At 69.8% G+C, this 21,662-nt stretch carries 15 protein-coding genes, 2 rRNA genes and 1 pseudogene (1 of these 18 cut by a window edge); 10 read left to right on the top strand and 8 right to left on the bottom strand.

All coding sequences use genetic code 11. The features are described from left to right. Positions 1-11: 11 nt before the first annotated feature. Complete coding sequence (gene tmk / locus F0P95_RS04055; protein WP_182335778.1) at positions 12-689, bottom strand: dTMP kinase; 678 nt, start codon at positions 687-689, stop codon at positions 12-14. A 160-nt stretch (positions 690-849) separates the two neighbouring features. On the opposite strand from tmk, the gene F0P95_RS04050 reads away from it, so the two are divergent. Continuing rightward, positions 850-1,287 (top strand): nuclear transport factor 2 family protein, encoded by a 438-nt coding sequence (locus tag F0P95_RS04050; protein WP_182336753.1) that lies wholly within the window; start codon positions 850-852, stop codon positions 1,285-1,287. A 55-nt stretch (positions 1,288-1,342) separates the two neighbouring features. Then, the gene (locus F0P95_RS04045; RefSeq protein WP_182335777.1) at positions 1,343-2,551 is read left to right on the top strand and encodes a DUF3667 domain-containing protein; all 1,209 of its coding nucleotides are present in this window, start codon (positions 1,343-1,345) and stop codon (positions 2,549-2,551) included. A 16-nt stretch (positions 2,552-2,567) separates the two neighbouring features. Here the strand turns inward: F0P95_RS04045 and F0P95_RS04040 are convergent, their stop codons facing one another. Together F0P95_RS04040 and F0P95_RS04035 are read right to left on the bottom strand one after the other, a co-directional pair. After that, positions 2,568-3,593 (bottom strand): AI-2E family transporter, encoded by a 1,026-nt coding sequence (locus F0P95_RS04040; protein ID WP_182335776.1) that lies wholly within the window; start codon positions 3,591-3,593, stop codon positions 2,568-2,570. A 60-nt stretch (positions 3,594-3,653) separates the two neighbouring features. Beyond that, the gene (locus tag F0P95_RS04035; protein ID WP_232528754.1) at positions 3,654-4,121 is read right to left on the bottom strand and encodes a hypothetical protein; all 468 of its coding nucleotides are present in this window, start codon (positions 4,119-4,121) and stop codon (positions 3,654-3,656) included. Between the two features lie 177 nt (positions 4,122-4,298). Here F0P95_RS04035 and F0P95_RS04030 point away from each other — a divergent pair, with 177 nt between their 5' ends. Together F0P95_RS04030 and F0P95_RS04025 are read left to right on the top strand one after the other, a co-directional pair. Then, positions 4,299-6,791 (top strand): DEAD/DEAH box helicase, encoded by a 2,493-nt coding sequence (locus F0P95_RS04030; protein ID WP_182335775.1) that lies wholly within the window; start codon positions 4,299-4,301, stop codon positions 6,789-6,791. Positions 6,792-6,997: 206 nt separating this feature from the next. Further along, on the top strand, positions 6,998-7,912 hold the full coding sequence (locus F0P95_RS04025) for a ribonuclease H-like domain-containing protein (protein WP_425515908.1): 915 nt from the start codon (positions 6,998-7,000) through the stop codon (positions 7,910-7,912). Between the two features lie 73 nt (positions 7,913-7,985). On the opposite strand, the gene F0P95_RS04020 is transcribed toward F0P95_RS04025, so the two are convergent. The 3 genes from F0P95_RS04020 to F0P95_RS04010 form a co-directional block, all read right to left on the bottom strand. Next, a complete protein-coding gene (locus tag F0P95_RS04020) occupies positions 7,986-9,830 on the bottom strand; it encodes a M56 family metallopeptidase (protein WP_182335773.1) in 1,845 nt (614 codons plus the stop codon). 2 nt (positions 9,831-9,832) lie between these two features. After that, the gene (locus F0P95_RS04015; protein ID WP_182335772.1) at positions 9,833-10,219 is read right to left on the bottom strand and encodes a BlaI/MecI/CopY family transcriptional regulator; all 387 of its coding nucleotides are present in this window, start codon (positions 10,217-10,219) and stop codon (positions 9,833-9,835) included. Positions 10,220-10,334: 115 nt separating this feature from the next. Beyond that, positions 10,335-11,450 (bottom strand): saccharopine dehydrogenase family protein, encoded by a 1,116-nt coding sequence (locus F0P95_RS04010; RefSeq protein WP_182335771.1) that lies wholly within the window; start codon positions 11,448-11,450, stop codon positions 10,335-10,337. A 129-nt stretch (positions 11,451-11,579) separates the two neighbouring features. On the opposite strand from F0P95_RS04010, the gene F0P95_RS04005 reads away from it, so the two are divergent. The 6 genes and pseudogenes from F0P95_RS04005 to F0P95_RS03980 all read left to right on the top strand — a co-directional run. Beyond that, the gene (locus F0P95_RS04005; protein ID WP_182335770.1) at positions 11,580-11,900 is read left to right on the top strand and encodes a hypothetical protein; all 321 of its coding nucleotides are present in this window, start codon (positions 11,580-11,582) and stop codon (positions 11,898-11,900) included. 100 nt (positions 11,901-12,000) lie between these two features. Then, complete coding sequence (locus tag F0P95_RS04000; protein WP_425515907.1) at positions 12,001-12,399, top strand: I78 family peptidase inhibitor; 399 nt, start codon at positions 12,001-12,003, stop codon at positions 12,397-12,399. Between the two features lie 225 nt (positions 12,400-12,624). Continuing rightward, positions 12,625-17,079, top strand: coding sequence for a glutamate synthase large subunit (gltB, locus tag F0P95_RS03995; RefSeq protein WP_182335769.1), 4,455 nt, complete (start codon positions 12,625-12,627; stop codon positions 17,077-17,079). Between the two features lie 97 nt (positions 17,080-17,176). Beyond that, positions 17,177-18,622 (top strand): FAD-dependent oxidoreductase, encoded by a 1,446-nt coding sequence (locus tag F0P95_RS03990; RefSeq protein ID WP_182335768.1) that lies wholly within the window; start codon positions 17,177-17,179, stop codon positions 18,620-18,622. 157 nt (positions 18,623-18,779) lie between these two features. Continuing rightward, on the top strand, positions 18,780-19,706 hold the full coding sequence (locus tag F0P95_RS03985) for a methylglyoxal synthase (protein WP_182335767.1): 927 nt from the start codon (positions 18,780-18,782) through the stop codon (positions 19,704-19,706). Positions 19,707-19,734: 28 nt separating this feature from the next. Next, positions 19,735-19,935 (top strand): annotated as a pseudogene (locus tag F0P95_RS03980) (beta-ketoacyl-ACP synthase I); the annotation flags it as partial. A gap of 343 nt (positions 19,936-20,278) precedes the next feature. Here F0P95_RS03980 and rrf read toward each other — a convergent pair. Then, positions 20,279-20,393 (bottom strand): 5S ribosomal RNA (gene rrf, locus F0P95_RS03975). Positions 20,394-20,517: 124 nt separating this feature from the next. Further along, positions 20,518-21,662: ribosomal RNA gene (locus F0P95_RS03970) — 23S ribosomal RNA — on the bottom strand (it continues 1,733 nt past the right edge of the window).

The following is a 21,662-nucleotide window of genomic DNA, read 5'->3' as shown; positions in this document are numbered from 1 at the left end:
GTCGCGGGCGGTCAGCGGCCGGCGGCCGGCGCGGGGCCCTGCCCGTGGAAGCGTCGCAGCGGTCCGCCCTGCCCATCCGCGCGCCGCGCCAGTGCGGTGGCGATGGCCGCACGCGCGTCGCCCATCACCTCGGCCTCGCTGCGGCTGGCGTCGATCACCTGCTTCCCGGGGAGCTCCAGCTGCTGGAAGATCGCCCGGCAGCGCTCCAGGTTCTGTGCCGTCTCGAAATGGTTGGGCACGTCGCCGCGGGCGCGGATCCGCGCCAGCCCGGTGGCCGGCGGCAGGTCCAGCAGCAGCAGCAGGTGCGGCCGCGGCGCGAAGGCGTTGAGCTGCAGCAGTTCGTCCACCGGCAGCCCGGCGGCGCCCTGGTAGGCCACCATCGACGGGAAGTAACGGTCGAGGATGACCACCGCACCGCGCGCCAGCGCCGGCACCACCAGTTCCTCGACGTGCTGGCGGCGGTCGCGCAGCAGCAGCTCCACCTCTTCCTGCGGACTCAGCCGGCCGGTCGCCGCCGAGGCCCGCAGCTGCGTACCCCACGGCCCGTTGGTCGGCTCCTTGCTCAGCACCACCTCGGCGCCGGCCTGCTCCAGCGCATCGGCCAGCCCCCGCGCCAGCGTGGACTTGCCGGCACCGTCGATGCCCTCGATGGCGATCAACAGGCCGCCGGGAATGTGCTCTTTCGTCATCGCGCTACTGTAGCCCAAGCGGTCCGGCGGACCCACCCTTGGCGTGCCGCCGCGGCCGGCCACCCGGCCGCGGGCCAGTGACCATCGGCCCATGGCGCGCGCGGTGACGGCCGGCACACTGCCGCTACCCTGGAAGGAGCCGGCCATGCCGTCAGCCGCGATGCGCTTTTTGCTACTGGGAATGCTGTGGGTCGCCGGCAGCGCCGGCGCGACGCCACCGGACGCGGCCACCCTGCAGGCCATCGAGGCCACCGCCTACGACTACATGGACGGACAGCTGGAGGGCGACCCGGCGCGGGTGGCGCGTGCGCTGCACCCGGACCTGGCCAAGCGCAGCGTCGTGGACAGGCCCGACGAGACCCTCGGGCTGGGCCGGATGAGCGCGGACGAACTGGTCCGCCTTACCCGCGAAGGCGCGTTGAAGACCCCGCGCGAACAGTGGCAGCGCACGGTGACCGTGCTGCAGGTGGACCAGGACATCGCCACGGTGCGGCTGGAGAGCCCGTGGTTCATCGACCACCTGCAGATGGGCCGCTTCGACGGCCGCTGGGTCATCGTCAACGCGCTCTGGCACCGCAAGCCGCGTCCGCGCAGCTGACCGCGCCGCCAATGCCCGCTATCGTGTCGCGTCCCGCCTTCCGCCCGCGCTCCCGATGAACCCGACCCCAGACGACACCGCCGTTGCCGAGGTTCCCGCCGTCGTCGTCGAGGCGGCGCACGGGCATGGGGCCTGCGACAACTGCCAGGCGGCGCTGCAGGGCCATTACTGCCACCACTGCGGGCAGTCGGCGCACAACCCGCTCAAGCACGTGGGCCATGCGATCGAGGAAGTGTTCGAGTCGTTCTGGCACCTGGACGGGCGCATCTTCCGCACCCTGCGCGACCTGCTGGTACCCGGCCGGGTGGCGGTCAACTTCCTCAAGGGCCAGCGCGTGGGCTACGTGCAGCCGCTGCGGCTGTTCGTGATCCTCACCCTGTTCACCTTCTTCGTCGGAAAGCTGACCGTGCATGCCGATGACATGCGCATGAGCGGCGGCGACAACGCGCTGTTCGCCAGCGCCAAGACCGTGCAGGAAGTGGAGACGATGCGCGCCGCGCAGGTGGCCGAGATCGAAGCACAGCAAAGTGGCTCGCCGACCGCCGCCGCGGCCTTCGCGATGGCGATGGCCGCAGTCAACACCGCCGCCGCGCAGCGCGCGGCCGAACTGGAGCAGCAGGCGCAGGGCACCACCGGTACCACCGGCACCGCCATGAACCGCGCCGCGCAGGCAGCGGGCCGTGCCAGCGGGGACGGGTATGGCACCTTCTTCGCCCACGACATCAACGGCAAACCCTGGGACCCGGACACCAACCCGGTGGTGTTCTCCAGCATGCCGCGGTTCTTCAACGACTGGCTCAACCGGCGCCTGGCCAACGGCCAGGCCAATGTCCAGCGCATGGGCCGCAAGACCGACCTGTACGTGCAGGCCATCCTCACCGCGCTGCCCGGCGCGCTGTTCTTCCTGATGCCGGTGTTCGCGCTGGTGCTGCGCGTGGCCTATGCGGGCCGCCGCATCGGCTACCTGGAGCACCTGGTGGTGGCGCTGTACAGCCATGCCTGGCTGATGCTGGTGCTGCTGGCGACGTTCCTGACGATCGGCGCCACCGGCGCCATCGGCAACACCGCCGTGAACGCCATCGGCGACTGCATCCTCGTGGCGCTGTGGCTGGCGGTCCCCGTCTACCTGCTGTGGATGCAGCAGCGCGTGTACGGCGGCCGCGGCTGGGCGACGCTGGCACGCTACGTGTTCATCGGCGGCATCTACTTCTGGCTGGTGCTCGGGGGGGTGATGTACGCGGCGCTGGCCGGGGTGTCGTCCTGAGCGGCCGGGCGCGGCCTCACACCCAGCCCTGGTCCACCAGCTCGCGCTTGACGTAGGCGTAGAACACCGGCGCCGCGACCAGGCCGGACAGGCCGAACGCCGCCTCCATCACCAGCATCGCCAGCAGCAGTTCCCAGGCATGGGCGCGGATCTCGCCGCCGACGATGCGGGCGTTGAGGAAGTACTCCAGCTTGTGGATCACCACCAGGAACAGCAGCGCGGCCACGGCGACGTAGAACGAGACCGACAGCGCGACGATGGTGATCACGGTGTTGGAGATCACGTTGCCCACCACCGGCAGCAACCCGGCGAGGAAGGTGATCAGCACCAGGGTCTTGGCCAGCGGCAGGTGCACGTCCAGCAGCGGCAGCACGCCGAGCAGGAAGATCGCCGTGAACAGGGTGTTGAGCAGCGAAATCTTGACCTGGGCGAACACCACCTGGCGGAACGCGGTGGCCAGGTGGCTGGTACGGCCGACCAGTTCCCGCGCCAGCGGTCCCATGCGTGGCAGCGGCAGTTCGTCGTACAGCGCGATCATCGCGCCGAGCACCATGCCGATCAGCATCCGTACGCCGATCTGCACCGCCGAGGTACCGGCGACACCGAGCTGGCGGCGGTGCTCGGCGACCCATTCGTTCACCCCGGCGCGCAGCGCCTGCATGTCCTCGGGGATATAGGGCTGCAGCAGCGCCGGCACCTGGTGGCGCGAGGTGTTGAGGATCTCCATCAGCTGCGCCAGCAGCGCATCCGGGCCGCCGGTCTCGTTGCGGAAGAAGGACGCCACGGCGATGATCGCCAGGCTCAGCAGGCCGACCACCGCCACCGAAAGCACCCCCACCGCAATCGCCCGCGCCCGGCCCGGCGGCAGCCGGCCTTCGACGGTCGAGGCCAGCACGTGGCTGAGGTGGAACACCAGCAGGCCGGACAGCAGGGTCACCACCAGGCCCAGTTCCAGCGCCGCCCACATGCCCAGCAGCATCAATACCCAGGCGGCGATGCGCGCCGGCGGCGTCGCTGGCTTCAGGGGGAGGAGGTCGGTCACTGCGGCAGGCCCGTCGAAGATGCGCCATGGTAGGCGATCAGGCGGCCGCGGCAGCCACGGTCAGTCGCCGGGCGGGACCTGGCAGCCTTCCTGCTGCGCGCAGAAGCGCAGCGCGCGGCGGCGCTGGTCCTCGCTCAGCTCCGGCGGTGGGCGGGCGATGGCCGACTGGATCTGGTCGCGGCCGCCGGTCAGCTTGTGCAGGCCCTTGGCGGCGGCCATCAGGCCGTAGCTGATGCCCATCAGCACGTAACCGCCGCTGTGGCTGACCTGCTCGGGCGTGGGCGGTTCGCTCCATGAACGGCTGAAGCGGTTGGACTCGACCTTCACCGGGTTGCGGAACCCGTACAGGTCCAGCGGCGTGTCTTCCTCGGGCTTGAGCGCGCGCACTTCCTCCAGCGTCCTCACCGCGTCCGTGGACGCCGCCGTGGAGTCGGCCGCGGGGTCGGCCGCAGGTACCGGATCCACGGCCGGTGGCGACGCCTGCTGCGCCTGCGCCGCGCCCACCAGCACCATCCCCGCCAACACCATTGCATACCATCGAGGCCTTGCCACCGTTCCTGTCCCTGCCGGTTGCCGAAGGGCGCAGCATACGGTTGCCACCTTCAGATTGCGTTCGCGGGTGCGGGCGGCGTTCAGCTTGCATGGGTCTCACAGGCTGAGACGGCGCTGTGCTTCCATGCCGGTCTTTCGATCGGCACTACCGGCATGGCGTTCTCCCTCGCTCCCCGCACCGAAGCCAGCGAACGGGCGCTGGCGACCACCGACGGCCTGCCCTCGCGCGACGGTGCGCTGCTCGGCCAGCGGCTGGCACGGCGCTATGGCGACCGGGTCACCGGCAGCTTCACCATCCCCGGCCGCGAGGGCCGCCATGCGCCTATCCCCGACGACGTACCCGCGCCGCTGAAGGCCGCGCTCGAGGCGCGCGGCATCGAACAGCTGTACTCGCACCAGGCCCAGGCCTGGGCCGCCACCCAGCGCGGCGAGCACGTGGCCATCGTCACGCCCACCGCTTCGGGCAAGTCGCTGTGCTACACGCTGCCGGTGGTGAGCGCGGCCATGCAGGGCAACGCCAAGGCGCTGTACCTGTTCCCGACCAAGGCGCTGGCGCAGGACCAGGTGGCCGAACTGCTGGAACTCAACCGCGCCGGCGACCTGGGCGTGAAGGCCTTCACCTTCGACGGCGATACGCCCGGCGACGCGCGCCAGGCGATCCGCCTGCACGGCGACATCGTGGTCAGCAACCCGGACATGCTGCACCAGGCGATCCTGCCGCACCACACCAAGTGGGCGCAGTTCTTCGAGAACCTGCGCTACGTGGTGATCGATGAGATCCATACCTACCGCGGCGTGTTCGGCAGCCACGTCACCAACGTGATCCGCCGGCTCAAGCGCATCTGCGCGTTCTACGGCGTGCGCCCGCAGTTCATCCTGTGCTCGGCCACCATCGGCAACCCGCATGCGCATGCCGAAGCGCTGGTGGAAGAACAGGTGCATGCGATCACCGAGAGCGGCGCACCCAGCGGCCCCAAGCACGTGCTGCTGTGGAACCCGCCGGTGATCAATCCGGACCTGGGCCTGCGCGCCTCGGCGCGCTCGCAGGCCAACCGCATCGCCCGCATCGCCATCAAGAGCGGGCTGAAGACGCTGGTGTTCGCGCAGACCCGGCTGATGGTGGAAGTGCTGACCAAGTACCTGAAGGACATCTTCGACAACGACCCGCGCAAGCCGGCCCGGATCCGCGCCTACCGCGGCGGCTACCTGCCCACCGAACGCCGCGAGGTGGAACGCGCCATGCGCGCCGGCGACATCGACGGCATCGTCAGCACCTCGGCGCTGGAGCTGGGCGTGGACATCGGCGCGCTCGACGTGGTGGTGCTCAACGGCTACCCCGGCAGCGTGGCGGCGACGTGGCAGCGCTTCGGCCGCGCCGGTCGCCGCCAGCAGGCCGCGCTCGGGGTGATGGTGGCCAGCAGCCAGCCGCTGGACCAGTACGTGGTGCGGCACCCGGATTTCTTCGCCAACGCCACCCCCGAGCACGCGCGCATCGCCCCGGACCAGCCGCTGATCCTGTTCGACCACATCCGCTGCGCGGCGTTCGAGTTGCCGTTCCTGAGCGGGGAGCCGTTCGGGCCGATCGACCCGCTGGTGTTCCTGCAGGCGCTGGCCGAGACCGGGGTGGTGCACCAGGAAGGCGACCGCTGGGAATGGATCGCCGACAGCTACCCGGCCAACGCGGTGAGCCTGCGCGCGGTGGCCGATGGCAACTTCGTGGTGGTGGACCGCAGCGACGGCAAGCAGCAGATCATCGCCGAGGTGGACTATTCCGCCGCCGCGCTCACCCTGTACGAAGGCGCCATCCACATGGTGCAGAGCACGCCCTACCAGGTCGAGCGGCTGGACTGGGACGGGCGCAAGGCCTACGTCACCCGCACCCACGTGGACTACTACACCGACAGCATCGACTTCACCAAGCTCAAGGTGCTGGACCGCTTCGACGGCAATGCCGCCGGACGCGGCGATTCGCACCACGGCGAGGTGCACGTGGTGCGGCGCGTGGCCGGCTACAAGAAGATCCGCTACTACACGCACGAGAACATCGGTTACGGCCCGGTCAACCTGCCCGACCAGGAGCTGCACACCACCGCGGTGTGGTGGCAGCTGCCGCAGGCCACGCTATTGCGCAGCTTCGCGCAGAAGCAGGATGCGCTCGACGGCTTCCTCGGCGCGGCGTACGCGCTGCACATCGTCGCCACCGTGGCGGTGATGGCCGACGCACGCGACCTGCAGAAGGCGGTTGGCAACGGCGATGGCGCGTGGTTCGCGGTGGCCGACCAGAGCGGCCGCGGCCAGCTGCGCGGCAACGAGGGCGGCGAAGGCGCGGTGGAACTGATGCAGAGCTTCGTGCCGACCGTGTACCTGTACGACAACTTCCCCGGTGGCGTGGGCCTGAGCGAGCCGCTGTGGCAGCGCCAGGGCGAACTGGTGCAGCGCGCGCTCGAACTGGTGGAACGCTGCGACTGCAGCGCCGGCTGCCCGGCGTGCGTCGGCCCGGTGCTGGCCGCGCAGGAGGAAGCCCGGGGCGAGACGCCGCGTTCGCTGGCGTTGAAGGTGCTGTCGCTGCTGTCGGCCGAACGCTGCGAGCAGGTGCCGGCGGTCACGGCCGATGCGGTGGACGAGGCGCTCGACCTGCTGCCATGAGCATCAGCCTGGACAAGCTGAAGGCGCTGCGCAGGCAGGCCGGGCATTCCGCTGGCGCCGTTGCCGGGCCGACGGCAGCGGCGAGGCCCGGTGGCGCCGCGCCCCCGGCCGCCGAGCCGGCCCGGTCGCCGCCCCCGGCAGTGCCAGCGCCTGAGGCTGCAGCGGGCGCTTCACCGGCGTCGGAAACTCCATCGGCGTCGCCGCGGGTGCCGCCGTCACTCCGTCACGACGATGCGCCGGGGCCGGCACCGTCGCCACGCGGGGACTCGGTGTTCGGCTGGGTCGAGCAGATCCGGCACAAGCCCGCGGCCGCGCCACCGCGCACGCCGGACGGCGATGGCCTGCGCCGCCTGCTGGCCACGCGCGGGCGCGCGGTGGCCGCGGCGCCGCGCCTGCCGCGCAACGGCCCGGTCGATCGCGGGCTTCCGGGCACCGAGATCGCGCCCGGCCTGCATCTGATCGAGGCCTTCCTGCCGCAGCCGATTCCCGCGCAGCCACTGTCGCTGGCTTTCAGCAGACGCCCGGACGACAGCGTGCGGCCGCAGGACCTGCTGTTCTTCGATACCGAGACCACCGGCCTGGCCGGTGGCACCGGCACCCGCGCCTTCATGATCGGCGCCGCCGACTGGCATCGCGATGCGGCGCGCGGCGAAGGGCTGCGCGTGCGCCAGCTGCTGATGTCCACGATGGGCGCCGAGAGCGCGATGCTGGACGCGTTCTCCGCATGGCTGGCGCCGACCACGGTGCTGTCCAGCTACAACGGCCGCTGCTACGACGCGCCGCTGCTGAAGACGCGCTACCGGCTGGCGCGGCGCGGCGACCCGCTTTCCGCGCTGGATCACGTCGACCTGCTGTTCCCGACCCGGCGCCGTTACCGCGGCACCTGGGAGAATTGCCGGCTGGCCACCATCGAACGCCAGTTGCTGCGCATCCAGCGCGAGGACGACCTGCCCGGCTCCGAAGCACCGGGCGCCTGGCTGGACTACCTGCGCGGCGGCAGCGCGCGCAACCTGCGCCGCGTCGGCGAGCACAACCACCAGGACGTGGTGACGCTGGCGCAGTTGTTCCTGCGTCTGGTGCAGGCCGAGGCCGACGAGCGGCTGGCGCCACCGGCGCCGTGAGCGCAGACCCCGGTCCGCGGGCGTCTCGGCAACGCCACGCCCGCGAGGCCGGCCTGCGGCTGGCGAAGGCCGCTCAACCGCGGACCGGCTGCGCCAGGCCCTCGCGGATGGCCTGCTGGATCAGGCGTTCGGCCTCGCGCTGGGCACGGACGCTGGCGTCGGCCTGCTGGCGGCCCAGCTCAGCCTGCTGCCTGCCCAGTTCCGCCTGCCGGCGCCCCAGCTCCCGCATTTCCTCGCGCATGGCCGGCGTGTCCATCTGCGCGCGCAGCTTTTCCGCCTCGCGACGTGCGGATTCGGCCTGCTCGCGGGTCAGCGCGCCCCCCTTGGCGTGCGCGGCCAGCGCCAGTTCGGCCTGGCGGGCGGCCAGTTCGCCGATACGGGCGCCGATTTCACCCATGCGCTCGCCGATCTCGCCCTGGCGTTCGCCCAGCTTGCCCTGCCGCTCACCGAGGCGGCCCTGCTGCTCGCCCAGGCGCGTGGTCTCGGCGAACGCCTGCTCGAACCGCGACAGCACGCCGGCATCGCGCACCACATAGGCGCGGCCGTCGCGACGCAGCAGCAGCACGCCCTTGCCGTCGTCCAACCGGCGCGCCTGCTCCAGATCGGCGACCGAGCCATTCATCACGTTGTGGTCGTCTTTCAACAGCACGTAGCCGTTGCTGCTCGGGCTCTGCGAAAGATGGATCACGCCATGGGTCGAGACTGGCGGTGCCGGAGGTGCCGGCGGGGCCTTGGGTGCCGCGGGGGCGGCCGGTGGCGGCGGCGGCGGCGGCGGCGGAGCGGGCAGCACCGGTGCGGTGCCCTTGGCCTTTATCACGGTGTGCACCACCGAGTGGTCAGCCTTCGGCGCGGCAGGCGGCGCCGGCACGGCGGGTACCGCGGGGGCCGCGGGCACCGGCGGTGGCGCGGGCGGCGCCGGCGGGCCCGGCATGGCGACCAGGCGCATCGGCAGCACGCCGACCAGGGCCACCGCGGCGACGATCAGGCCCGCACCCAGGCGCGGGAAGGAAGAGGTGTTCTGCAGCATGAGCAGTCTCCGCTTGAGGCTCAGGTAGGTGGGCGAGGCGCTGGCGAGACCGGCGCCGGGCCGGGGGCTGACGCCCAGCTGCAGCAGCAGGCGTCCGTAGTGCTGGCGGCAATGGCGGTTGCCGGCGACCACCGCGGCATCGACCGCGGCTTCGCGGGCAATGGCGTACTCGCGGGCCGCCAGGTGCACCAGCGGGTGGAAGAAGAACAGGTGCTGGGCCAGGGCCGGCACCAGGCCCAGCCACAGGTCGTGGCGCTGCAGGTGCACCAGCTCGTGGGTCAGGGCCATGTCCAGGTCGTCATCGCCCATGCGCGGCAGGCCACGCGCCGGCAGCAGCAGCACCGGCCGCCAGGGGCCGACCAGCTGCGGCGAGTCGATGGCCGCGCTGAGCATCAGCCGCGGCGCACGGCGCAGGCCATGCGCTTCGGCGGCCAGCTGCAGCGCTGCATCCAGGCGCCGGTCGTCGCAGGGCCGTGCCGTGCGCAGCAGCGCGCGGCTGCTGCGCCAGGCCGATGCGGTGCGCAGCGCCATCACCAGTACCCCGGCCAGCCACAGCGCCATCGCCACGTGCAGCCACGACCAGCCGCTTTCCAGCGGCAGTGGCTGCATCACGATCAACGGGGCGATGGTGGCCTGCGGCTGCGCGGCAGCGGCCTGTTGCACCACGTCGACGGTAGTGTCCATCGCCGGCAGTACCGGCAGCCGCAGCGGCGCGCTCCAGACCAGGCCGACCACCGCCTGCAGCGCCACCAGCCACCACAGCCCGCACTGGGTGGCCGCCGGCAGCCGCCGCACGAAGCGGCACAACGCCCAGACCAGCGCGGTGAGCACGACGGTCTGCACGCTGGTGGCGAGCAGGCGGTTGCCCAGCAGTTCGAACAGGCTGTCCATGATCAATCCTCCCGGCGCTGCGATTGCAGCCTGCTGACCAGCGCTTCGAGTTCGGCCAGTTCGTTGTCGCTGACCTCGGCCTTTTCCGACATCCACGCCACGAACGGCGAGATCGATCCCTGCAGGGTCTTTTCGACAAAGCTGCCGACCGCCCTGCTCACCACCTCCTGCTGCTGCGCGGTGGACCGGTAGCGGTATACGCCCTGGTGCTGGGCGCGCTGCAGGTAGCCCTTGCCGCGCAGGCGCTCCATCATGGTCAGCACGGTGGAGCGGGCAAGGCCGCGCGCTTCGCCGAAGCCGGCGGCCACTTCGCCGACACTGGCCGGCTCGTTCTCCCCGATGTACTGCAGCAGGGCCAGCTCCTGGTCCCCGATGGTCTTGCGGCGCATGGTCGACTCCGTGACTACATTTGTCGCCACGGTAGCCATGACTACAAATGTAGTCAATAGCCCGATGGGCATACCGCCCTTTGCCGGGCTGAATGCTTCAGGTTGCGGTGCCGGCTCAGGACACCTGGCTGTCGATCTGCCAGCGCGCGAATTCGGCCTCGAATTCCGGCAGGTCCAACAGGCCCAGGCACGCATGCGCGCCGACCGGCAGCGGTTCGCCACGCGCCAGGCGCCGCGCCAGCAGTACCGCGGCGAACGTGGGGATCTCCGGCCCGTGCAGCATCGGCGCGGTCAGGTCCCAGTGCACCCGGTGGGCGACCCCCTCGCGCTGGCCGCGCAGGGTCACGCGCATGCCGCCCAGGTCGGTACCGAAGCGATCGAAGCAACGCCCGGCGCGGGCGAACGCACCCGCCAGCGCCGCCATCGGCAGTGGCAGCCCGCGGCGGCGCAGCCAGGCCAGGGCGGCCAGGCAGCGCGACAGCAGCGGCAGTTCCAGCGCGGCACGGAAACGCACCGTCGAGACGCCCGGATGGCGCTGCACCAGCAGGTCGTGGTCGGGCACGTCGCAGGGCGAGGCCAGCCGCGGCGCGATGCGCGCGAACGTGACCGGCTGCGGGTCGGCCCAGCCGACGACGGGCTGCCAGCGCCCGTCGATCCAGCAGCCGAACGGCTGCCCGCAGTACGACAGCACCGCGCGCACCGTGGCCATGCCCAGTGGCGTGGCCTGCGCCGGCGCGATCACGATGTCGATGGACTGCAGTACGTCGAAACGGTCGCGCAGCGCATCGACCACCGCGCCGGAAAGGGCCGGCAGGGTGCTGGCGCCACTGATCGCGCTGCGTCCGTACCGGCGCGCCATGGCATCGAGCTGCGCGGGGAAATCACGCACGAAATCGCGGCCATCGGCCAGGTCGATGTAATGCATGCCCGCCTCCAGGCACGCACGCGCGACGCCGTAGTCCTGCCCCTGGAACGGGCCGGCGGTATGGATGACCAGATCGGCACCGGTGGCGCGCAGGTCGGCGGCGAATGTCGCGGCGGCCGTATCCAGCCGCCGGCATTGCACCCGCGCCATCTCCACGCCGGGCAGGTTCGCCGCCGCGCGCTGCGGGTGGCGCCCGGCGGCGATGACGGTGATGCCCGGGGTCGCCGCCAGCGCACGCACGATGCGTGCGCCGAAATGTCCGTACCCGCCCAGCACCACGACCCGGCAGCCTTCCTGTTGCGACATCGATCCACTCCGCGCACGGTGAGGCACGCATTATCGGCGGGCAACGGTGCGGCCGTCGCGGCCGGCTTTCATCGTCCGCACACGGCAGTGGCGGCAGGCTCGGCATATCGCCTCGACGCGGAGTCCGCCATGTACCGCAGCCTGATCCTTGCCGGCGCCGTCGTGCTGGCCGCCACCGCCTGCAGCAGCGCGCCGGTCGCGGGCGTCCAGCCCATCGACAGGGTCATCTCCGGCCAATGCCACACCGACATGGTGCTCGGCGCGGCCGGGCTGGCCGCCTCGCCGGCCACGGTGGAACGCGCGCGCGTGGACAGCGACAGCCTGCACGTGCAGACGGTCCGCGGCGGCGCGCGGCAGGCGGCCACGCCGGCCGGCGTCACGTCCGGTGGCGACCGCCTCACCATCGAGGTCGGCCGCAACAACGCCATCACCGCGCTGCGCTGCGGCTGAAAGCCGCGCCGGCGCATGCGCCCGGGATGACGCGCTGCGACGGTACACGCCCGGACCCAGGCGATATGCTTCGGTGTCTTTCACCAGCACTGGAGTTCCGATGCGAATCCCGACGATGCCGCGCGCCGTGCGCCGCCCCACCGCCCTGATCGCCGCCCTTTCGCTCGTGCTCGCACTGGGCGCCTGCACGGGCCCGGCCCCGGAAGAACAGGAGCAGGCGCTGGACCAGGCCAAGCAGGCCGCCGATGCCGCCGCCACGCCGGACCAGGGCGTCGCCACCACCCCGCCGCCGGTGGGCACCTGCGACGCCAGCCAGGTCGAAGGACTGGTCGGCCAGGCGTACACCGAGGCATTGGCCGAACAGGCACGGCAGGACGCCGGCGCGGCCAAGGTGCGCGTGCTCAAGCCCAACCAACCCGTCACCATGGAGTTCCTGGGCGAGCGCCTGAACATCGAAGTGGACGACAGGAACCTCGTCAGCGGCGTGCGCTGCGGCTGACCGAAATCCGCCAGAAGCCTTGCCGCGCAAGGCTTTGGTTGCTGCCGCAACCATGCATTGCGGCACCGCAACATCTGTGATCTAGTCGGGCACATCCGGTGGCCTCGACGCTGCACTCCAGTGACAGGCATGCCGTGCACGGGCCGGGAACACGGCCATGCATGGCCTGCCGCGGTGGAGAAGGGAGAGGTGTCGCCGCTCACCCGACATCGCCACGAGGCACAGATGACCCTCCGCAACCGCCAGGGGCTCTACGACCCGCAGGACGAACGCGACGCCTGCGGTTTCGGCATGGTCGCGCAACTGGACGACCAGCCCTCCCGGCTGCTGGTGGACACCGCGATCGCCGCGCTCTCGCGCATGACCCACCGCGGCGGCGTCGCCGCCGACGGCCTCACCGGTGATGGCTGTGGCCTGCTGCTGCGCAAGCCCACCGTGTTCCTGCGACGGCTGGCGGAGGAGGCGGGCATCGCGCCCGGGCCCAACTTCGCCGCCGGCGTGGTGTTCCTGCCCCATGACGCGCAGGCCGCGCAGCGTTGCCGCGACGAACTCGACGCACGCCTGCGCGAAGCCGGCTGCGCGCCGCGCGGCTGGCGCGTGGTGCCCACTGACGCGGACGTCTGCGGCGAGCTGGCGCGCGCCACGCTGCCGCGCATCGAGCAGGTGTTCGTCGATGCCGGTCCCGCGCAGAGCGCCGAACAGTTCGCTTTGGCGCTGTTCCTGGCGCGCCGCCGCAGCGAGCAGGCGCTGCGCGATGTGGCCGACTACTACGTCACCACGCTCAGCGCCGAGGCCATCAGCTACAAGGGCATGGTGCTGCCGGACAAGCTGAGCACGTTCTACCCGGACCTGCAGCGCCACGAGCTGGCTTCCAGCGTGGTGGTGTTCCACCAGCGCTTTTCCACCAACACCCTGCCGCGCTGGCCGCTGGCGCACCCGTTCCGGATGCTCGCCCACAACGGCGAGATCAACACCATCGAAGGCAACCGCCACTGGGCGCAGGCGCGCAGCAGGGTGTGGAAAACGCCGAAGTTCGACATCGCCGAGTTCGACCCGGTGATCTCGATGCACGGCTCGGATTCGCAGAGCATGGACAACATGCTCGAGCTGATGGTGGCCGGCGGCATGGAGCTGATCCAGGCGCTGCGCATCCTGGTACCGCCGGCGACGCAGTCGCTGGAATTCAAGGATGCCGACCTGGCGGCGTTCTACGAGTTCTACGGTCTCAACAGCGAGCCGTGGGACGGCCCGGCCGGCATCGTCGCCTGCGACGGCCGCTATGCCGCGTGCACGCTGGACCGCAACGGCCTGCGCCCGGCGCGCTGGATGCTGACCTCGGACCGCCATTTCCTGGTCGCCTCCGAGGCCGGCGTCTGGGAAGTGCCGACCGAACGCGTGGTGCAGAAGGGCAAGCTCGGGCCGGGGCAGATGATGGCCATCGACCTCAAGCGCGGCGACCTGCTCGATTCCGACGCCATCGACCGCATCAACCGCGCGCGCGCGCCGTACAAGCAATGGCTGCACCAGGGCGTGACCTACCTGCAGACCGAGCTGATCGACCCCTCGCTGGCCGAGGAGCCTTTCGACGAGGCCACGCTGCTCAGCTACCACAAGCTGTTCCAGCTCACCTCCGAGGAGGTCGAGCAGGTGCTGCGGCCGCTGGCCGAGACCGGCCAGGAAGCCACCGGCTCGATGGGCGACGACACCCCCATCGCCGTGCTCAGCCGCCACACCCGGCCGCTGTACGACTACTTCCGGCAGGCGTTCGCGCAGGTCACCAACCCGCCGATCGACCCATTGCGCGAAGACTGCGCGATGTCCCTGAGCACCCAACTGGGCAGGGAGACCAACATCTTCCACGCCGGCCCGGAGACGGTGAATCACGTCATCCTCAATTCGCCGGTGCTCAGCCAGCGCAAGCTGCGCCAGCTGCTGAAGATGGAGCAGTACGTCGAGCGCAACCGCCTCATCGACCTGTCCTACGACATCGAGGAAGGGCTGGCCGCCGGCATCGAGCGCATCTGCGCGCAATGCGAGCAGGCCGCGCGCGAGGGCGCGGTGATGCTGCTGCTGTCCGACCGCTACCCGGTTCCCGAGCGCCCGATGGTGCATGCGCTGCTGGCCACCAGCGCGGTGCACCACCACCTGTCGAAGCGCGGCCTGCGCTGCGACGTCAACCTGATCATCGAGACCGGCACCGCGCGCGACGCGCACCACATGGCCTGCCTGCTCGGCTTCGGCGCCACCGCGGTGTACCCGTACCTGGCGTACCAGACGCTGTTCGACATGGGCCGGCGCGGCATCCTGCTGCTGAAGAAGGGCGGCGAGGTCTCGCAGATCGGCCGCAGTTACCGCAAGGGCATCTACAAGGGCCTGAGCAAGATCATTTCCAAGATGGGCATCTGCACCGTGGCCAGTTACCGCGGCGCGCAGTTGTTCGAGATCGTCGGCCTGGACCCGGACGTGGTGCGGCTGTGCTTCCCCGATGCCACCGCGCGCATCGGCGGCGTCGGCCTGGCGCGGCTGGATACCGAAGCCCGCGAGCTCGCCGCCCGCGCCTGGAACCCGCTGGCGCCCACCGAGATCGGCGGCCTGCTCAAGTACGTGCACGACGGCGAGTACCACATGTACAACCCGGACGTGGTGCTGACCCTGCAGCGCGCCGCGCGCACCGGCAAGGCCGAGGACTGGCTGCGGTACACCGATGCGGTGCATGCGCGGCCGGCCTCGGCGCTGCGCGACCTGCTGCGGCTCAAGCCGGCGGCCACGCCGGTGCCGCTGGCCGACGTGGAACCGGCCGAGGCGCTGTTCCGGCGCTTCGACACCGCCGCCATCTCGCTCGGCGCGCTTTCGCCGGAAGCGCATGAAGCGCTGGCCATCGCCATGAACCGCCTCGGCGGCCGCTCCAATTCCGGCGAAGGCGGCGAAGACCCGGTGCGTTACGGCACCGAGAAGCGCTCCAAGATCAAGCAGGTCGCATCCGGCCGCTTCGGCGTCACCGCCGAGTACCTGGTCAATGCCGAGGTGCTGCAGATCAAGGTCGCGCAGGGCGCCAAGCCCGGCGAAGGCGGCCAGCTGCCCGGCCACAAGGTCAACGAGCTGATCGCGCGGCTGCGCTACGCCAGGCCGGGCATCGGCCTGATCTCGCCGCCGCCGCACCACGACATCTATTCGATCGAGGACCTGGCGCAGCTCATCTACGACCTCAAGCAGGTCAACCCCGAAGCGCTGGTGTCGGTGAAGCTGGTGTCGCATGCCGGGGTCGGCACCATCGCCGCCGGCGTGGTCAAGGCCGGCGCCGACCTGATCACCGTATCCGGCCATGACGGCGGTACCGGCGCCTCGCCGATCAGCTCGATCCGCTACGCCGGCGTGCCGTGGGAGCTGGGCGTTGCCGAATCGCACCAGGCGCTGGTCGGCAACGACCTGCGTGGCCGTACCCTGCTGCAGACCGACGGTGGCCTGAAGACCGGGCTGGACGTGGTCAAGGCCGCGCTGCTGGGCGCGGACAGCTTCGGCTTCGGCACCGGCCCGATGATCGTGCTGGGCTGCAAGTACCTGCGCATCTGCCACCTCAACAACTGCGCCACCGGCGTGGCCACCCAGGACGAGCGCCTGCGCGAAGGCCATTTCACCGGCATGCCGGAACGGGTGGAGAACTTCTTCCGGCTGCTGGCCGAGGAAGTGCGGCAGTGGCTGTCGTACCTGGGCGCGCGCTCGCTGGACGAGATCGTCGGCCGTACCGATCTGCTCGAGCAGCTGGACGTGGCGCCACGCGAAGGGGTCAAGGTCGACCTGTCGCGGCTGCTCGCGCCGGCCCGTTACGAAGGCGCGCACTGCGCGGCGCAGCGCCTGTACCAGTCGCCGGACAGCCTGGCCACGCAGCTGGACGGGCTGCTGGCCGGGGCCATCGCCCAGAAGCGCGGCGGCGAGCACCGCTTTCTGATCCACAACACCGACCGTTCGGTGGGCACCCGCCTTGCCGGCGCCATCGCCCGCGCGCACGGCAACCATGGCATGGACGATGCGCCGCTGAACCTGCGTTTCCGCGGCACCGCCGGGCAGAGCTTCGGCGCGTTCAACGTCGGCGGCCTGAACCTGGAGGTGGAAGGCGAGGCCAACGACTACGTCGGCAAGGGCATGGCCGGCGGCCGGCTGGTGGTGCGTCCGCCGCGTGGTGCGCGCTTCGAGGCGCGCAACACCGCCATCGTCGGCAACACCTGCCTGTACGGCGCCACCGGTGGCGAACTGTTCGCCGCCGGGCGGGCCGGCGAACGCTTCGGCGTGCGCAATTCCGGCGCGCTGGCGGTGATCGAGGGTGCCGGCGACCACTGCTGCGAATACATGACCGACGGCATCGTCGTCGTGCTCGGCAAGGTCGGCCTCAACTTCGGTGCCGGGTTCACCGGCGGACTGGCCTACGTGCTCGACGTGGACCGCGATTTCGTGGACCGCTACAACCACGAGCTGATCGACATCCACCGCATCTCCGCCGAGGGCTTCGAGAACTACCGCCAGCACCTGCACGCCCTGATCGGCCGCCACCGCGAGCTGACCGGCAGCATCTGGGCGCAGCAGATCCTGGACGAGTTCCGCGACTACGTCGGCAAGTTCTGGCTGGTCAAACCCAAGGCCGCGAGCATCGAATCGCTGGCGGCCGCGCTACGCAACGCCGCATGACGCCAGGAGTCCCCTTCCCGCACGCGGAAGGGGATGGAGACGGGAAGGCCCTGGCCGCGTTCCCGCTCCGCTCCCTCCCCCTCTCCACGAGTCGCCCATGAGCCGCAAGCAAGCCTTCCAGTTCCTCGACATTCCCCGCACCATGCCGCGGCGCATTCCGGTGGAACTGCGCACGTCCGGCGACTGGGGCGAGCTCTACGGCAGGTTCGACAAGGCCGATGCGCAGTACCAGGCCGGCCGTTGCCTGGACTGCGGCAACCCGTACTGCAGCTGGAAGTGCCCGGTGCACAACGCCATCCCGCAGTGGTTGCAGCTGGTGCAGGAGGACCGCATCCACGAGGCCGCGACGCTGTGCCATTCGACCAACCCGCTGCCGGAAGTCTGCGGCCGCGTGTGTCCGCAGGACCGCTTGTGCGAGGGCAGCTGCACGCTGGAGGAGTTCGGCGCGGTGACCATCGGCGCGGTCGAGAAGTACATCGTCGATACCGCGCTGGCCAGCGGCTGGAAACCGGACCTGCAGGCGGTGCAGCCCACCGGCAGGCGCGTGGCCATCGTCGGCGCCGGCCCGGCCGGGCTGGCCTGCGCCGACCGGCTGGCGCGCGCCGGCATCCAGGCCGTGGTGTTCGACCGCTACGAGCAGATCGGCGGCCTGCTGCAGTTCGGCATCCCCAGCTTCAAGCTGGAGAAGAGCGTGATCAGGCGCCGTCGCGAAGTCCTCGAAGGCATGGGCGTGCAGTTCCGGCTGGGGGTGGAGATCGGCCGCGACACCACCATCGAGCAACTGCAGGCCGACTACGACGCGGTGTTCCTCGGCACCGGCGCCTACCGCTACACCGATGGCGGGCTGGTCGGCCAGGACCTGAAGAACGTGCTGCCGGCACTGCCGTTCCTGGTGCAGAACGGGCGCATCGTCGGGGGCGGCGATCCGCAGGGCCGGCCGATCGCCGGCTGGGAGGACCAGATCGCACTGCCGGACCTCAACGGCAAGCGGGTGGTGGTGCTCGGCGGTGGCGACACCGGCATGGACTGCGTGCGCAGCGCGATCCGCCTGGGCGCGGCGCGGGTGACGTGCGCCTATCGCCGCGACGAGGCCAGCATGCCCGGCTCCGCGCGCGAGGTGGCCAACGCCCGCGAAGAGGGCGTGCGCTTCCTGTTCAACCGCCAGCCGCTGGCCATCGAAGCCGGCGCCGACGACGAGGTGATCGGCGTGACCGTGGTGGAGACCCGCCTGGGCGAACCGGACGCCAACGGCCGCCGCAACGCGGAGCCGGTCGAGGGCAGCGAATCGCTGCTGGAAGCCGACGTGGTGATCATCGCCTTCGGCTTCTCGGCCACCCTGCCCGACTGGCTGGCGGCGCAGGGCGTGGAGGCGACCGGCACGGGACGCATCGTCGCCGGCGGCGCCGGCCGACTGCCCTACCAGACCCACAACCCGCGTCTGTTCGCCGGTGGCGACGCCGTGCGCGGTGCCGACCTGGTGGTCACGGCGGTTGCCGAAGGCCGCGACGCCGCGGCCAGCATCATCACCCTGCTGCTGCACTGAGCCGCGCCTCCCGCCGGCGCGCACGGCCGGCAACCGGGAGCATCGGCCGCGCGCAGGATGGCGCGTCCATCCGCCCGGCTGGCCGTTCGCGGTACCGGTGGAATCGCGTACACGGCCAGCGCTTAAACTCGTCGTTCCCCCCTCCAGCGAGATCCCCATGCGCATCGGCCTGGCTGCCAACCGCCTGCATCACGAGCGCGCCGACGCCGCGCTGTTCCGCTGGTTGCGCGCCAGCGCCACCGGCCTGCGCGAGCTTGGGGTCGAGCTGCATGCCGTCGGCCGTACCCACGACGCGATCGTCGCCGCCCTGCCCGCTGGCAGCCTGCCCGGGCTGACCCGCTACCCGAATGGCCGCGAAGGCGGATTGATGAAACTGGTCGCCGAGGTCGTCGGCATGGGCATGCCCGAACGCACCCTGGATGGGGCGATCTACCTGATCGACCCGGTGGACCCGTCTTCGGTGTTCCCCGAAGCCGTCGCCCTCAAGCGCCAGTGCGTGATCCACGGCAAGCCGTTCATCTCCACCGTCGCCAGCGCCCGCGACTGGGTCGAGATGGAGCGCATCCACGCAGGCCTGCCCGCCGACCCCGGCGCCGACGATCTCCACGACTTCGGCCGCCAGACCCTGGCGCTGATCGCCCACGACGCGCGCAAGCCGCAGATGCTGGCGTTCGTCGCCGAGCATTTCGACGTGCTGTCGCAATTCCGCGAGCGGATCGGCACCGGCACCACGGGGCAACAGCTGAACGCATTGGCCTGGAGCCGCGGCTGGCCGCGTGACCAGGCGTGGATCCAGCGTTTCCAGAGCGGTCCGCTGGGAGGCGACGCGCAGATCGCCGACCGGGTGCTGGAAGGCCACTGCCAGCGGGCGATATTTTTCGAGGACCCGCACGTGGCGCGCCAGCACGAAGCGGACATCCAGCTGTTGGAGCGCGCGGTAACCACGGTGACCGATACCGCGGTCTGCATCACCGCCCCCAACATCGCCGCCCGCTGGGCCCTGGCCGCCCGACAACGCAATGCAGCCCCCGTGCGGACGCCCGGTCATGGCCCAGCGACCGGTACGCCATTGCAGCGGGCCTGATCCGGATACCCGCGGCCGGGTACAAGGCAGCGTCCACGAGGCGATCTTCTGCCTGCTGATGATGCGAGACGGTTTCATGGCCGGTTCTGCGAACATCGAGACGCTGGATCCGCGCGCGGAGGGCTTCCCGATTCTTCGCCAGACGCAGGAAGGGCGTCTTGAGACGGTGATGTCGAACAGTTTTGGTTTTGGGGGTACGAACGCGACGCTGGTATTCGGCCGGGTGTAAGGCCGGGACATCGAGTAGGTTCAAGCAACGGCGCCTGAGGGCGCCGTTGTCGTATGCGCGGTGGGCGCGGATCTACGTGAGGCAGCCCGTGCTGCACGCGTTCGCGTGCGAGGCTCCGTTCCGGCGCAGGCGCCCGGCCCGCGAGGGCCCTGGCCTTTGTCTCTGTCGCGCGCCTGCAGGGCAGGCCGTCGCCGTGCACCACCCGCAGTAACGCAGAATTGAGTGCCTGTAACCCGCCAACGGCGCCTTTTGGCGCTGTTTTGGCTTATGCGGCCGCCGGGTTTTGGATGCCGTAAAAAAGCAAACCCCCGCTGCCTTGGCAGCGGGGGTTTGGGGATAAAGCCCCTGGCGATGACCTACTCTCGCATGGCTTGAGCCACACTACCATCGGCGCAGCTGCGTTTCACTTCCGAGTTCGGGATGGGATCGGGTGGTTCCACAGCGCTAATTTCACCAGGGAGAGGGTTGGAGGGTCGCTATCCATTGGAGCAGGATAAAGCGCCAGCCTCTCGTAGGTCTTGTGACGTAGCGTGCACTTGGGTCCATCGACATGTCATGTCGGCCAAGGCAACTTGAGGTTATATGGTCAAGCCACACGGATCATTAGTATCAGTTAGCTCAACGCGTTGCCGCGCTTACACACCTGACCTATCAACCACGTAGTCTACATGGTTCCTTCAGGGGGCTTGTGCCCCGGGAAGTCTCATCTTGAGGCGCGCTTCCCGCTTAGATGCTTTCAGCGGTTATCGCTTCCGAACATAGCTACCCGGCAATGCCACTGGCGTGACAACCGGAACACCAGAGGTTCGTCCACTCCGGTCCTCTCGTACTAGGAGCAGCCCCTCTCAAACTTCCAACGCCCATGGCAGATAGGGACCGAACTGTCTCACGACGTTCTGAACCCAGCTCGCGTACCACTTTAAATGGCGAACAGCCATACCCTTGGGACCGACTACAGCCCCAGGATGTGATGAGCCGACATCGAGGTGCCAAACACCGCCGTCGATATGAACTCTTGGGCGGTATCAGCCTGTTATCCCCGGAGTACCTTTTATCCGTTGAGCGATGGCCCTTCCATACAGAACCACCGGATCACTAAGTCCTACTTTCGTACCTGCTTGATCCGTCGATCTTGCAGTCAAGCACGCTTATGCCTTTGCACACAGTGCGCGATGTCCGACCGCGCTGAGCGTACCTTCGAGCTCCTCCGTTACTCTTTAGGAGGAGACCGCCCCAGTCAAACTACCCACCATACACGGTCCCCGACCCGGATAACGGGCCTAGGTTAGAACGTCAAGCACGACAGGGTGGTATTTCAAGGATGGCTCCACTGCAGCTGGCGCCACAGTTTCATAGCCTCCCACCTATCCTACACAGACGAACTCAACGTTCAGTGTAAAGCTATAGTAAAGGTTCACGGGGTCTTTCCGTCTTGCCACGGGAACGCTGCATCTTCACAGCGATTTCAATTTCACTGAGTCTCGGGTGGAGACAGCGCCGCTGTCGTTACGCCATTCGTGCAGGTCGGAACTTACCCGACAAGGAATTTCGCTACCTTAGGACCGTTATAGTTACGGCCGCCGTTTACTGGGGCTTCGATCAAGAGCTTCGCCTTGCGGCTGACCCCATCAATTAACCTTCCAGCACCGGGCAGGCGTCACACCCTATACGTCCACTTTCGTGTTTGCAGAGTGCTGTGTTTTTGATAAACAGTCGCAGCGGCCTGG

The sequence above is a fragment of the Stenotrophomonas acidaminiphila genome (assembly GCF_014109845.1).
In the GTDB taxonomy this organism is placed as follows: Bacteria; Pseudomonadota; Gammaproteobacteria; order Xanthomonadales; family Xanthomonadaceae; genus Stenotrophomonas; species Stenotrophomonas acidaminiphila.
Note: the sequence above shows the minus strand (reverse complement) of the source record. Positions and strands in the feature narration are given on the sequence as shown.

What these genes read in the sequence shown, in the direction of transcription:
- F0P95_RS04050 (WP_182336753.1), top strand. Translation starts at nt 850, where the DNA reads ATGCGCTTTTTGCTACTGGGAATGCTGTGGGTCGCCGGCAGCGCCGGC.
- F0P95_RS04035 (WP_232528754.1), bottom strand. Translation starts at nt 4,121, where the DNA reads ATGGTGTTGGCGGGGATGGTGCTGGTGGGCGCGGCGCAGGCGCAGCAG.
- F0P95_RS04045 (WP_182335777.1), top strand. Translation starts at nt 1,343, where the DNA reads ATGAACCCGACCCCAGACGACACCGCCGTTGCCGAGGTTCCCGCCGTC.
- F0P95_RS04020 (WP_182335773.1), bottom strand. Translation starts at nt 9,830, where the DNA reads ATGGACAGCCTGTTCGAACTGCTGGGCAACCGCCTGCTCGCCACCAGC.
- F0P95_RS04010 (WP_182335771.1), bottom strand. Translation starts at nt 11,450, where the DNA reads ATGTCGCAACAGGAAGGCTGCCGGGTCGTGGTGCTGGGCGGGTACGGA.
- F0P95_RS03985 (WP_182335767.1), top strand. Translation starts at nt 18,780, where the DNA reads ATGCGCATCGGCCTGGCTGCCAACCGCCTGCATCACGAGCGCGCCGAC.
- F0P95_RS04030 (WP_182335775.1), top strand. Translation starts at nt 4,299, where the DNA reads ATGGCGTTCTCCCTCGCTCCCCGCACCGAAGCCAGCGAACGGGCGCTG.
- gltB (WP_182335769.1), top strand. Translation starts at nt 12,625, where the DNA reads ATGACCCTCCGCAACCGCCAGGGGCTCTACGACCCGCAGGACGAACGC.
- F0P95_RS03990 (WP_182335768.1), top strand. Translation starts at nt 17,177, where the DNA reads ATGAGCCGCAAGCAAGCCTTCCAGTTCCTCGACATTCCCCGCACCATG.
- F0P95_RS04015 (WP_182335772.1), bottom strand. Translation starts at nt 10,219, where the DNA reads ATGCGCCGCAAGACCATCGGGGACCAGGAGCTGGCCCTGCTGCAGTAC.
- tmk (WP_182335778.1), bottom strand. Translation starts at nt 689, where the DNA reads ATGACGAAAGAGCACATTCCCGGCGGCCTGTTGATCGCCATCGAGGGC.
- F0P95_RS04005 (WP_182335770.1), top strand. Translation starts at nt 11,580, where the DNA reads ATGTACCGCAGCCTGATCCTTGCCGGCGCCGTCGTGCTGGCCGCCACC.
- F0P95_RS04000 (WP_425515907.1), top strand. Translation starts at nt 12,001, where the DNA reads ATGCGAATCCCGACGATGCCGCGCGCCGTGCGCCGCCCCACCGCCCTG.